The sequence below is a fragment of the Streptomyces sp. NPDC096323 genome, from assembly GCF_040302845.1.
Taxonomy (GTDB): domain Bacteria; phylum Actinomycetota; class Actinomycetes; order Streptomycetales; family Streptomycetaceae; genus Streptomyces.
In genome coordinates this window covers 744,837-756,629 of record NZ_JBEOSI010000003.1, presented here as the reverse complement: position 1 = coordinate 756,629, position 11,793 = coordinate 744,837, and the positions used below count along the sequence as shown (strand labels likewise).

The window sequence follows — 11,793 nt, the reverse complement described above, 5'->3', positions numbered from 1 at the left end:
ACTTCATGGGCGTACTCATCGCGTACTCATCGAGTGCTCATCGCAATCTCGACCTACTTCCAACTCGCGAGGTACCTGACCGCACGGGGACCCGTGCCGTTCAATTTCTTACGGTGTCACTTCTTACGGTGTCACCCGCTCGACGAACCGCTGCACCGCAGCGGGGTCGAACGGCCCCTTGGCCTTGAAGGCCCGGGGGAAGGCCCGGCGGCGAACCGCCAGGTCCAGACAGACGGAGACGGGGTGTACATAGGCACCCCGGCCGGGCAGCGTACCGCGAGGATCGGGGACGCATGCATCCCCGTCCACCACGATGCGCAGCAACTCGCTCTTGGCCGCTCGCTCCCGGCATCCCACACAGGTTCGTTCGGGGCAAGCGCGAGCGTGCGTCCGGCCAGACACGTTTAAGTCTACCTCCCCGCACCGACCTCACCCCTTTGGGGCAAAAATCGAACGGATGTTGTCGTGATCTCAGCGGCGTGGCGACGAGATCTATTCCCTGCCGCCCTGTCGGCCACCGGTCGGACCTGCCCGGACCGCGCTCTGTCGGTCCGGTCCGGGCAGGCCCGTCCGGGGCCGTCGCGGGTCAGCGTCGCTCGGAGCGCTCCCGGGCCCGCTCGGCCCGCTCGCGGTCCGCGACGTCGCGCTCGGCGTCGGTCTCGGTGTCCGGGCGGATGTCGATGCGCCAGCCGGTCAGGCGGGCGGCGAGACGGGCGTTCTGCCCCTCCTTGCCGATCGCCAGCGACAGCTGGTAGTCCGGCACGGTGACCCGGGCCGAGCGCGCGCCGAGGTCAACGACCTCGACCTCACTCACCCGTGCGGGCGACAGCGCGTTGGCGACCATCTCGGCCGGGTCGTCCGACCAGTCCACGATGTCGATCTTCTCGCCGTGCAGCTCGGCCATGACATTGCGCACACGTCCGCCCATCGGGCCGATGCAGGCGCCCTTGGCGTTCAGGCCCGAGCGGGTGGAGCGGACGGCGATCTTGGAACGGTGGCCGGCCTCGCGGGCGATCGCGCAGATCTCGACGGATCCGTCGGCGATCTCCGGGACCTCCAGCGCGAAGAGCTTCTTCACGAGGTTCGGGTGGGTCCGCGACAGCGTCACGGACGGACCGCGGACGCCCTTGGCGACCCGTACGACATAGGTGCGCAGCCGCAGACCGTGGGTGTACTCCTCGCCCGGCACTTGCTCCTGCACCGGCAGGATGGCTTCGAGCTTGCCGATGTCGACCAGGACGTTCTTCGGGTCCTTGCCCTGCTGGACGACGCCGGTCACGACATCGCCCTCGTGGCCCGCGTACTCGCCGAACGTCCGGTCGTCCTCGGCGTCGCGCAGCCGCTGCAGGATGACCTGCTTGGCGGTGGTCGCGGCGATCCGGCCGAAGCCCGACGGGGTGTCGTCGAACTCCTTGGGCTCCTGGCCCTCCTCGAGGTCGGCCGGGTCCTCCTTGGCCCACACGGTCACATGGCCGCGCTCGTCCAGCTCCACACGGGCCTTGCGGTAGCTGCCGTCCGTGCGGTGGTACGCGATGAGGAGGGCCGACTCGATCGCCCCGACGAGCACGTCGAACGGAATCTCCTTGTCCTGCGCCAAGCCCTTCAGAAGCTTCACATCGATGTCCACGGCTACGCCTCCTCTTCCTTCTTGTCCTTGCGGTTGAATTCCAACTCCACGCGCGCCTTGGCGATCTCGGTGAAGGCGATCCGGCGGGACGTGGGCTTGCGGCCCTTGACGCCCGGCACCTCGAGATCGAGGCCTTCTTCGTCGACCGCGAGGATGCGGGCCACCAGTTCGTCGCCCTCGACCGGGGTCAGCCGGGCCAGGCGGCCCGTGGCGCGTACGTAGTGGCGGTGCTCCGTCAGCGGGCGGTCGGCACCGGGAGAGCTGACCTCGAGGACGTACTCGTCCTCGCCCATCACGTCGGTCTCGTCGAGCTTCTCGGAGATCGCGCGGCTCAGATCCGCGCAGGCGTCGAGCTCCACGCCCTCTTCGGAGTCCACGATGATCCGCAGTACGCGGCGGCGGCCGGCCCGGGACACTTCGATCTCTTCCAGATCCAGCTGCTCCGCGCTGACGAGCGGTTCTACCAGCCCGCGCAGCCTCTCGCTCTGGGTGGTGCTCATCCGGGTGACTCCTCGGCCGCGTGTGCTGTTGTGGGGTTCGTCGCGTGTCTGGTCAAAGGGTATCCGGTCCCAGGGGGTGTTGCTGTCCGCCGGCCCTCGGGGCGCGAGTACGCTCACCAACAGTGATCACTTCCGGACAGATCCAGTCAAGACAGGTCCAGGCCCGAAGGAGAACAAGTGCGGCGCACGGGGACGACGCGCAGGGGAGCGCTGACCGCGACGGGAGCGATCGCCATGGGGGCGGTGCTGGCCGGCTGCGGCGTCGACGATGACGGGCGCGCCGGGCCCGAGCAGTCCGCACGGCCCGGCGCCCGGACCGCGGCGGACCGTTCCTCCGCGGAGTCGTCCTTGCGGTCGGCGGCCCGCTCCGTGAGCACCTCGCTGCTCGCCCAGTACGAGGCGGTGGTCGCGGCCCATCCGCAGACCGCGGCCGGACTCACCCCACTGCGGGACGCGGTGCGCGCCCACATCACGGCCCTCGGCCCGGGCGACGCGCTCGGTCTCGTCCGGACGCGGCCCGGCAGCGGCGGGGCCGGGGCGGCGGTCAGTGAGCTGGCCGCCGCGGAACGCCGCGCCGCCGCCTCGCACACCGAGGCCCTGATGAAGGCTCCGCCGGAGCTCGCCCGGCTGCTCGCGTCGGTCGCGGCGGCGGCCTCGGCGCACGCCTATCTGCTGACCGCGCTGGCCAAGGAGACGAAGGCATGAGCGAGGACGGGACGCTGGAGGCCGCGCAGGCGGCCCTGGCCGCCGAACACGCGGCTGTGTACGGGTACGGAGTGGCGGGCGCCCGCGTCGCGGCTGACCGCCGCGCCGAGGCCACCGCCGCGCACCACGCCCACCGCGCCCGGCGCGACGCCCTGGTGCGTACGGTGCGCGACCTGGGCGGTGAGCCGGTGGCGGCGGGCCCCGCGTACGCACTGCCGTTCGCGGTGCCGGACGCGGCCTCGGCCGTGCGCCTGGCCGCCGTGCTGGAGGAGCGGGTCGCCGATGTCTACTCCGACCTCGTGCGGGCCTGTGAGGGCCCGCTGCGGCGGTCGGCGGCGGACGCGCTGCGGGAGGCCGCGGTGCGCGCGGTCCGCTGGCGCGGCAGCGGCGTACCCTTTCCCGGGCTCGCAGAGCGGGCCGCGGACGGCTCCCGCACGGACGGGACCGGTCCGGGGGACAAGGCGGCGGAGGCCGGCGCGGAAGCGGGGCCCGACGCCGGGCCGGCCGGCCCGGCGCACTGAGCAGGCTCTGAAAGGGAACACGGCACGTATGGGTTTTGAACCGCCTCAGCGTCTGGTGCGAGCGCTCGGCGAGTCGTACGGGGATACGGCCGCCGGGGACTGGCTCGCGGGGCTTGTCGGGCTGACCGAGCAGGCGCTGGCCGCGATCGGGCGGGGGACGACCGTGGAACGGGTCGCCGCCCCGGGCGGGCGCAGCAGCCTGGTCCTGCTGGTACGCGACGCCGACGGCACTCCGGGAGCGCTGAAGCTCGCCCCCGCCGGGGCGGCCCCGGAGCTGGAGAGGGCCGCGCTGGCGCACTGGAACGGCTGGGGTGCGGTGAAGCTGATCCCGTCCGTCTCCGAGGCGGGGGGCGCCCTGCTGCTGGAGCGACTGCACCCCGAGGTGTCGCTGCGCTCGCTCCCGGAGGCGAAGGCGCTGCTGGAGGCTGCCGGGACGGTGCGGCGGCTGTGGGTCGACCCGCCGGCGGGGCACTCCTTCGAGACGGTCGCCGGACGGACCGGGCTGCGCCTGGAGGCCATGCGGGCGTCGGCGGAGGCCGATCCGGTGCTGGAGCCCCTGGTCTCGGCGGCCCTGGCGGCCCGTGAGGAACTGGTCGCCCACTCCCCCGAGACCCTGCTGCTGCACGGCAACTTCCGCCAGAGCAAGGTGCTCTCGGGCGAACGCGCGCCCTGGCTCACGGTCGGCCCCGAGCCGGTGGTCGGCGAGCGGGCCTACGATCTGGCGCGGCTGGTGCGGGACCGGGTCGAGGACCTGATCGCCTCGCCCGGTGGCGCCATGACCGCCCGACGCAGGATCAAGAGGCTCGCGGAGGCGCTGGACGTGGACCGTGAACGGCTGCACGGCTGGACGCTGTTCCGCGCGGTGGAGTCCGGCACCCGGGCGCTGGCGGCGGGCCGCCGCCAGGAGGGCGAAGTGACGCTGGAGTTCGCGGGCTGGCTCTGAGGCACGTACGCCGAAGGGCCCGCACGGAACGCGTCCGTGCGGGCCCCTCGGCGTATGACGGGGTATCAGTCCTGGGCGGTCAGGCGGGCGATCGCCTCGTCGACCGTGAGCTCCTCGCGCTCACCGGTGCGCCGGTCCTTCAGCTCCAGGACGCCTTCGGCCGAGCGGCGGCCCGCGACCAGGATCTTCGGGACGCCGATGAGCTCGGAGTCGGTGAACTTGACGCCGGGCGAGATACCCGGGCGGTCGTCGACCAGAACGCGCAGGCCGGCGGCGTTCAGCTTCTCGGAGACGTCGAGGGCGAGTTCGGTCTGGAGCGCCTTGCCCGCGGCGACGACGTGCACGTCGGCCGGGGCGATCTCGCGGGGCCAGCACAGGCCCTTGTCGTCGGCGGTCTGCTCGGCGAGGGCGGCCACGGCGCGGGAGACGCCGATGCCGTACGAGCCCATCGTGACGCGGACGGGCTTGCCCTGCTGGCCGAGGACGTCGAGGGAGAAGATGTCGGCGTACTTGCGGCCGAGCTGGAAGATGTGACCGATCTCGATGGCCCGGTCCACCTGGAGGCCGGCGCCGCACTTCGGGCAGGGGTCCCCCGCCTCGACGACGACGACGTCGAGGTAGTCGTCGACCTCGAAGTCGCGGCCCGCCACGACGTTCCTCGCGTGCTTGCCCTCCGTGTTGGCACCCGTGATCCAGGAGGTGCCGGCGGCGACGCGCGGGTCGGCGATGTAGCGGACCTTCTCCAGTCCCTGCGGGCCGACGTAGCCGCGGACCAGGTCGGGGCGGCCCACGAAGTCCTCGGCGGTGACGAGCTCGACGACGGCCGGGGCCAGGTGCTCGCCGAGCTTGCCGAGGTCGACCTCGCGGTCGCCGGGCACGCCCACGGCCACGATCTCGCCGTCGACCTTGACCAGCAGGTTCTTGAGCGTCGCGGAGGCCGGGACGCCGAGGTGGGCGGCGAGCGTCTCGATGGTCGGGGTGTCGGGGGTGTCGAGCTCCTCGACGGGGGCGGTCGCCGAGCCGTCGACCGGGGTGGCCTTGTAGGTCACGGCCTCGGTGTTGGCGGCGTAGTCGCAGTTGGGACAGTCGACGAAGGTGTCCTCACCGGCGGGCGCGGGGGCCAGGAACTCTTCGGACGCCGAGCCGCCCATGGCACCGGAGACCGCGGAGACGATGCGGTGGTCGAGGCCGAGCCGCTCGAAGATCCTGATGTAGGCGGCGCGGTGCAGCTGGTACGCCTCGGCGAGACCCTCGTCGGTGGTGTCGAAGGAGTACGAGTCCTTCATCTGGAACTCGCGGCCGCGCAGCACGCCGGCGCGGGGGCGGGCCTCGTCGCGGTACTTGGTCTGGATCTGGTAGAGGATCACGGGCAGGTCCTTGTAGGACGCGCACATGTCCTTGACGATCTGGGTGAAGATCTCCTCGTGGGTGGGTCCGAGGAGGTAGTCGGCGCCCTTGCGGTCCTTGAGCCGGAACAGCAGGTCGCCGTACTCGTCGTAGCGGCCGCTCGCCTCGTACGCCTCCTTGGGGAGCAGCGCGGGGAGCAGGACCTCCTGGCCGCCGATGGCGTCCATCTCCTCGCGGACGACGCGGGTGATGTTCTCCAGGACCTTCTTGCCGAGCGGCAGCCAGGACCAGATGCCGGCCGCGGTGCGGCGTACGTACCCGGCGCGGACGAGGAGCTTGTGGTTGAGCGTCTCGGCGTCCGCCGGGTCGTCGCGCAGTGTCTTGATCATCAATCGGGACATGCGCTGGACCTGGGCCATGATGAACTCCTGCTCGGAAGGGTGATGGGCCCGAGGTTAGCCGGGCGGCACCGGCGGGCGGAAATCGATATGCCCGGACCTGCCGTCAGGCGTGGGTGCGGCGCAGCAGTGGGAGTGGTGCTCCCATGACCGCGTACGGCATGGGAGCGCTGGGGAATCGCACCTGCCGGGCCAGGTCCCGGTAACCGAGCGAGCGGTACAGACCGCGTGCCGGGCTCTCCGTGTCGATGGCGGAGAGGATCGAGCGGGGCTGGTCGACCGCGTCGGTGATGGTGGTGATGAGGGTGCGGCCGATGCCGCGGTTCTGGAACTCCGGGTGGACGTGGAGTTCGGTGATCACGAAGGAGTCGTCGAGCCAGCCCGCCGTGCCGGTGGCCCGCAGGTGGGGCTCGACGACGGTGGACCACCAGTGGCCGCGTTCGTTGGGCATGCCGTAGACGAATCCCACGAGGCCGCCGTCCGGGGCGACGGCGCCGAGCGCGCGTGCGCAGGGGTGGTCGAGGTGTCTGAGGACGATGTGGCGGCGTACTTCGACCTCTTCGGGGCCGAGCCCGAAGGCGAGGGCCTGCACGGCGAGCGCCTCGTCCACGCGTGCGGCGAGATCGATCGGTGCGATCCGGACGCTGGGGGTGTGGGGTCCTTCCCCGGAAGCTGCTGCCATGAACCGACCCTACTGTCCGGGACGGGGTGCGGGGTACGGACCGGGACGGGCCGGCGGCGGGACGGGAGAAGCGTGCACGTGCGGGCACGGCGCGGCACGCTCCCGCGGGTTCAGAACAGCACGCTCATGAAAGCGCCGGTCTCACGGAAGCCGATGCGGCGGTACGCCTTGCGTGCGGGGGTGTTGTAGTCGTTCACGTACAGGCTGACGATCGGTGCGACGTCGGCCAGCGCGTACCGCAGGACGGCGGCCATGCCGGTCTCGGAGTGGCCGCGGCCGCGGAATTCGGGGGCGACCCAGACTCCCTGGATCTGGCAGGCCTGCGCGGTGGTGGCGCCGATCTCGGCCTTGAAGACGACCTTGCCGTCCTCGATCCGGGCGAAGGAGCGGCCGGCGGCGATGAGTTCGGCGACGCGGGCCTGGTAGAGGAGCCCGCCGTCGCCGGCGAGCGGGGAGATGCCGACCTCTTCGGTGAACATGGCGACGCAGGCCGGCATGAGGAGGTCCATCTCGTCCTTGCGGACGCGGCGGACGAGCGGGTCGGGCGCCACGTCGGCGGACGGGCTCTCGGTGACCATGACCGGCTGGTTGGCCCGGACCTCGCGGGCGGGGCCCCAGCCCGGTTCGAGGAGCCGCCACAGCTGGGCGGTGGGCTCGGCGGGACCCACGATCGAGGAGCAGCGGCGGCCGGCCCTGCGGGCGCGGTCGGCGAAGGCCCGGACGGCCTCGGGGGTGGCGCAGATGGGGACGAGGTTGGCTCCCGAGTAGCAGAGGGAGCGCAGCTGTCCGCCCGCGTACCAGCCCCACATCTCGCCGCCGAGGCGCCAGGGGTCGAGGCCCGCGATCCGGACCCGGGAGGTCACGAAGGCGTTGGCTACGGGTTCGCTCTCCAGCACCGCGAGGGCGGCGCCGAGGTCGCTGGGTTCGAGGACCCGGGTGGTGGTCTGCGTCAACACGAGGGGGCCTCACCATGCGGTCTGCTGATTTCCGCACTGTACCCAAAGAGGCTGGGGCACGCCGCTCGTGCCCGTGAACAGGCTCTGCGGAGGCCGGTGACCTCGCTCACGAGCAGCGCCCCGCGCGGAGGGTTTCTCCGGCGGGGCGCTGTCGTGGTTGTCATGGGTCAGCCCGTGGTTGTCATGGGTCAGCTGATGGAGACCTCGGGCTCGCCGGAGGCGACGCCGTCCTTCTCCATCTGCTCGGCGATCTTGAGGGCTTCCTCGATGAGGGTCTCGACGATCTTCGACTCGGGCACCGTCTTGATGATCTCGCCCTTGACGAAGATCTGGCCCTTTCCGTTGCCGGAGGCCACGCCCAGGTCGGCCTCGCGCGCCTCGCCGGGGCCGTTGACGACGCAGCCCATCACGGCGACGCGCAGCGGCACCTCCATGCCGTCGAGGCCGGCGCTCACCTGGTCGGCCAGCTTGTACACGTCCACCTGCGCACGGCCGCAGGACGGGCAGGACACGATCTCCAGCCGTCGCTGCTTCAGGTTCAGCGACTCCAGGATCTGGAGGCCGACCTTGACCTCCTCGGCCGGCGGCGCGGACAGGGAGACGCGGATCGTGTCGCCGATGCCCTCGCTGAGCAGGGCGCCGAAGGCGACGGCCGACTTGATCGTGCCCTGGAAGGCGGGGCCGGCCTCGGTCACGCCCAGGTGCAGCGGGTAGTCGCACTGTGCGGCGAGCTGCCGGTAGGCGTTGACCATGACGACCGGGTCGTTGTGCTTGACCGAGATCTTGATGTCGCGGAAGCCGTGCTCCTCGAAGAGGGACGCCTCCCACAGGGCCGACTCGACGAGGGCCTCCGGCGTGGCCTTGCCGTACTTCTTCAGCAGCCGCGCGTCCAGCGAACCGGCGTTCACGCCGATGCGGATCGGCGTCCCGGCGTCGTTCGCCGCGCGCGCGATCTCCTTGACCTTGTCGTCGAACTGCTTGATGTTGCCGGGGTTGACCCGTACCGCCGCGCAGCCCGCGTCGATCGCCGCGAAGACGTACTTCGGCTGGAAGTGGATGTCGGCGATCACCGGGATCTGCGACTTGGAGGCGATCGTCGCGAGCGCGTCCGCGTCGTCCTGGGTCGGGCAGGCCACCCGCACGATCTGACAGCCCGAGGCGGTCAGCTCGGCGATCTGCTGGAGCGTCGCGCCGATGTCCGACGTACGCGTCGTCGTCATCGACTGCACCGAAACCGGCGCGTCCCCACCGACCGCCACCGACCCGACCTGGATCTTGCGGCTGACCCGCCGTACGGCGAGCTGGGTCGGAACGGTGGGCATTCCGAGAGAAATCGCAGTCATGCGCTGAGCATCCCCAAGGTGTGGATCGAGGTCCCGAAGTCGGCGGGCTCCGGCCTTCGAGGTTACGGCACCGAGCACGGGGTGAGGCACACCGCGTCCGAGTGCCCCCGCAGAAAGGGGCTCCCGGACGCATCGTGCGCATCCGCCGTCACTCGGGATACATCCGCGGACGGTCCGGTCAGGAGATCTTGACCGGGTTGACGACGTCGGCGACCAGGACGAGCAGGGTGAAGCAGATGAACACCCCGGCGACCACGTAGGCGACCGGCATCAGCCGGGCGACGTCGAACGGGCCGGGGTCGGGGCGCTTGAAGACACGTGCCGTGTTCCGGCGCAGCGCCTCCCAGAGGGCCCCCGCGATGTGGCCGCCGTCGAGCGGCAGCAGCGGCAGCATGTTGAAGAGGAACAGCGAGAGGTTGAAACCGGCGAGCAGGAACAACATCATCGCGACCTGGTTCTGCGCCGGCACGTCCAGGTTCATCACCTCGCCGCCGATGCGGGCCGCGCCGATGACGCCGACCGGGGAGTCGTCCGCGCGCTCACCGTCGTTGAAGGCCGCGTCCCACAGGGCCGGGATCTTGGACGGCAGGGCGATGATCGAGTCGACACCGTTCTCGATCATGTCGCCCATACGGACCACGGAGTCACCGAAGGAGAGCGGGACGATCTCCGTCCGCGCCGCGAAGCCGAGGTAGCCGGCGGTCACGAATCCCGGGACCACCTCGCCGTGGGAGTCCTTCTTCGCCACGGCGTTCTTCTGGAGCACGGCGTGGAGGGTCTTCTCCTGCCCGTCGCGCCGGACCGTGATGGTGGCGGGGCCGATCGTGTCGCGGATCTTGTCGGAGAGTACGGACCACTCGTCGATCTTCTGGCCGTTGAAGGCGACGATCTTGTCGCCCACCTTCAGGCCCGCCGCCTTCGCGGGCGAGACCGGGTCGGACTTCTTGCAGGTCTCCCGCTTCTCGCTCTGGGAGATCACGCACTTCTGGACGCCCGCGACATCGGTCGTCTGGGTCTGGAACCCGAAGGTCATGGCCACGCCGAGGAAGATCGCCACGGCCAGGATCAGGTTCATGAACGGTCCGGCGAACATGACGATGACGCGCTTCCACGGCTTGCGCGTGTAGAAGAGACGCTTCTCGTCGCCCGGTTCCAGCTCCTCGAAGGCGGCGGATCTGGCGTCCTCGATCATGCCGCGCCACGGTGAGGTCGACCGGGCCTCCAGCTTCCCGTCCGGTCCCGGCGGAAACATCCCGATCATGCGGATGTAGCCGCCGGCGGGGATGGCCTTGATCCCGTACTCCGTGTCGCCCCTCTTGCGCGACCAGACGGTCGGGCCGAAACCGACCATGTACTGGGGGACGCGGATGCCGAAGAGCTTCGCGGTCGACAGGTGGCCCAGCTCGTGCCAGGCGATGGAGAACAGCAGCCCGACGGCGAAGACGGCGATGCCGAGAATCGTCAGCAGGATCGTCGTCATACTCATGCGCGCGCCTCCGCGGTGGCCTTGGCCGAGAGTTCACGGGCCCGGGTCCGTGCCCAGGCCTCCGCTTCAAGGACGTCCGCGACCGTCAGGGAAGTTCCCGCCGGCGGCGTTCCGTGTTCGCAGACCACCGCCGTGACCGTGTCCATGATGCCGTTGAAGGCCAGCCGCCCGGCCAGGAACGCGTCCACGCACTCCTCGTTCGCCGCGTTGAACACCGCCGGAGCGGTGCCGCCCAGCGCTCCCACGTGCCGGGCGAGTCCGACGGACGGGAAGGCCTCGGTGTCGAGCGGGAAGAACTCCCAGGCCGAGGCCTTCGTCCAGTCGAAGGCGGGCGCCGCGTCGGGGACGCGCTGCGGCCAGCCGAGGCCGATGGCGATCGGCCCGCTCATGTCGGGCGGGGTGGCCTGGGCGAGGGTGGAGCCGTCGGTGAACTCCACCATCGAGTGAACGTACGACTGGGGGTGGACCACGACCTCGATCCGGTCGAAGGGGATGTCGTAGAGGAGGTGCGCCTCGATGACCTCAAGACCCTTGTTGACGAGCGTGGCCGAATTGACCGTGATGACCGGGCCCATGGCCCAGGTCGGGTGATTGAGGGCCTGCTCGCGTGTGACGTCGGCGAGCTCGCTCCTGGTGCGTCCCCGGAACGGGCCGCCGGACGCCGTGACGACGAGCCTGCGCACATCGGCGCGCGTGCCGGCCGCGAGCGCCTGGAAGAGCGCGGCGTGTTCGGAGTCGACCGGGATGATCTGGCCGGGGGCCGCGAGCGCCTTGACCAGGGGGCCGCCGACGATCAGCGACTCCTTGTTGGCGAGCGCCAGCGTGCGGCCCGCCTTCAGCGCGGCCAGGGTGGGGGCGAGACCGATCGAGCCGGTGATCCCGTTCAGCACGGTGTGGCAGTCGCTGCCCGCCAACTGCGTGGCGGCGTCGGGTCCGGCGAGGATCTCGGGAGGCTGCTCCCCCGCTCCGTACTCCTTGCGCAGCGCCTCACGCAGGGCCGGCACGGCGTCGGGAGAGGCGACGGCGACCGTGTGCACCCTCAGTCGGCGCGCCTGCTCGGCGAGGAGGGCGACCCGGCCGCCCGCCGCGGAGAGCGCGGTGACGCGGAAGCGGTCGGGGTTGCGCAGCACCAGGTCGATGGCCTGGGTGCCGATGGACCCGGTGGAGCCGAGGATGACGAGATCCCGGCGGCCTTCCACGGCGTCGAAGACGAGGTGCGGGTCGGCGAGGGGGGCGGGGCTGTCGCTCATGCCCCCCATTGTCACCGCATCGGCTGTGCGCCTGG

12 protein-coding genes are annotated in these 11,793 nt (G+C 71.1%); 3 read left to right on the top strand and 9 right to left on the bottom strand.

Annotated features, from left to right (window positions below; translation table 11 throughout):
• Positions 1-123 precede the first annotated feature (123 nt).
• The 3 genes from ABTX18_RS11190 to rimP all read right to left on the bottom strand — a co-directional run bounded on the left by ABTX18_RS11190 (position 124) and on the right by rimP (position 2,127).
• On the bottom strand, positions 124-402 hold the full coding sequence (locus ABTX18_RS11190; RefSeq protein ID WP_176729335.1) for a YlxR family protein: 279 nt from the start codon (positions 400-402) through the stop codon (positions 124-126).
• Positions 403-586: 184 nt separating this feature from the next.
• Positions 587-1,627 (bottom strand): transcription termination factor NusA, encoded by a 1,041-nt coding sequence (gene nusA / locus ABTX18_RS11185; RefSeq protein WP_136329552.1) that lies wholly within the window; start codon positions 1,625-1,627, stop codon positions 587-589.
• A gap of 2 nt (positions 1,628-1,629) precedes the next feature.
• Positions 1,630-2,127: a ribosome maturation factor RimP gene (gene rimP, locus ABTX18_RS11180; RefSeq protein ID WP_352122426.1), complete on the bottom strand. Its 498-nt coding sequence runs from the start codon at positions 2,125-2,127 to the stop codon at positions 1,630-1,632.
• A gap of 177 nt (positions 2,128-2,304) precedes the next feature.
• Between rimP and ABTX18_RS11175 the strand changes: the two genes are divergently transcribed.
• Genes ABTX18_RS11175 through ABTX18_RS11165 form a run of 3 tightly spaced genes read left to right on the top strand, consistent with a single transcriptional unit; the run spans position 2,305 to position 4,296 of the window.
• Positions 2,305-2,832, top strand: a complete 528-nt coding sequence (locus ABTX18_RS11175) for a hypothetical protein (RefSeq protein WP_352122425.1) — start codon at positions 2,305-2,307, stop codon at positions 2,830-2,832.
• Positions 2,829-3,353: a ferritin-like domain-containing protein gene (locus ABTX18_RS11170; protein WP_352122424.1), complete on the top strand. Its 525-nt coding sequence runs from the start codon at positions 2,829-2,831 to the stop codon at positions 3,351-3,353. The genes ABTX18_RS11175 and ABTX18_RS11170 overlap by 4 nt, the downstream gene beginning before the upstream one ends.
• A 28-nt stretch (positions 3,354-3,381) precedes the next feature.
• Positions 3,382-4,296, top strand: a complete 915-nt coding sequence (locus ABTX18_RS11165) for an aminoglycoside phosphotransferase family protein (RefSeq protein WP_352122423.1) — start codon at positions 3,382-3,384, stop codon at positions 4,294-4,296.
• Positions 4,297-4,361: 65 nt separating this feature from the next.
• Here ABTX18_RS11165 and ABTX18_RS11160 read toward each other — a convergent pair whose 3' ends face one another.
• The 6 genes from ABTX18_RS11160 to dxr form a co-directional block, all read right to left on the bottom strand.
• Entirely contained in the window at positions 4,362-6,062 is a 1,701-nt protein-coding gene (locus tag ABTX18_RS11160) for a proline--tRNA ligase (RefSeq protein WP_352122422.1), read from the bottom strand.
• A gap of 85 nt (positions 6,063-6,147) precedes the next feature.
• Entirely contained in the window at positions 6,148-6,723 is a 576-nt protein-coding gene (locus tag ABTX18_RS11155; RefSeq protein ID WP_352122421.1) for a GNAT family N-acetyltransferase, read from the bottom strand.
• Between the two features lie 110 nt (positions 6,724-6,833).
• Complete coding sequence (locus ABTX18_RS11150; protein WP_352122496.1) at positions 6,834-7,676, bottom strand: GNAT family N-acetyltransferase; 843 nt, start codon at positions 7,674-7,676, stop codon at positions 6,834-6,836.
• A 191-nt stretch (positions 7,677-7,867) separates the two neighbouring features.
• Positions 7,868-9,022, bottom strand: a complete 1,155-nt coding sequence (gene ispG / locus ABTX18_RS11145) for a flavodoxin-dependent (E)-4-hydroxy-3-methylbut-2-enyl-diphosphate synthase (RefSeq protein WP_266783521.1) — start codon at positions 9,020-9,022, stop codon at positions 7,868-7,870.
• Between the two features lie 178 nt (positions 9,023-9,200).
• Positions 9,201-10,508 (bottom strand): M50 family metallopeptidase, encoded by a 1,308-nt coding sequence (locus tag ABTX18_RS11140; protein WP_352122420.1) that lies wholly within the window; start codon positions 10,506-10,508, stop codon positions 9,201-9,203.
• Positions 10,505-11,767 (bottom strand): 1-deoxy-D-xylulose-5-phosphate reductoisomerase, encoded by a 1,263-nt coding sequence (gene dxr, locus ABTX18_RS11135; protein ID WP_352122495.1) that lies wholly within the window; start codon positions 11,765-11,767, stop codon positions 10,505-10,507. The genes ABTX18_RS11140 and dxr overlap by 4 nt, the downstream gene beginning before the upstream one ends.
• Positions 11,768-11,793 lie beyond the last annotated feature (26 nt).

What these genes read in the sequence shown, in the direction of transcription:
- rimP (WP_352122426.1), bottom strand. Translation starts at nt 2,127, where the DNA reads ATGAGCACCACCCAGAGCGAGAGGCTGCGCGGGCTGGTAGAACCGCTC.
- ABTX18_RS11155 (WP_352122421.1), bottom strand. Translation starts at nt 6,723, where the DNA reads ATGGCAGCAGCTTCCGGGGAAGGACCCCACACCCCCAGCGTCCGGATC.
- ABTX18_RS11165 (WP_352122423.1), top strand. Translation starts at nt 3,382, where the DNA reads ATGGGTTTTGAACCGCCTCAGCGTCTGGTGCGAGCGCTCGGCGAGTCG.
- dxr (WP_352122495.1), bottom strand. Translation starts at nt 11,767, where the DNA reads ATGGGGGGCATGAGCGACAGCCCCGCCCCCCTCGCCGACCCGCACCTC.
- ispG (WP_266783521.1), bottom strand. Translation starts at nt 9,022, where the DNA reads ATGACTGCGATTTCTCTCGGAATGCCCACCGTTCCGACCCAGCTCGCC.
- ABTX18_RS11160 (WP_352122422.1), bottom strand. Translation starts at nt 6,062, where the DNA reads ATGGCCCAGGTCCAGCGCATGTCCCGATTGATGATCAAGACACTGCGC.
- ABTX18_RS11140 (WP_352122420.1), bottom strand. Translation starts at nt 10,508, where the DNA reads ATGAGTATGACGACGATCCTGCTGACGATTCTCGGCATCGCCGTCTTC.
- ABTX18_RS11170 (WP_352122424.1), top strand. Translation starts at nt 2,829, where the DNA reads ATGAGCGAGGACGGGACGCTGGAGGCCGCGCAGGCGGCCCTGGCCGCC.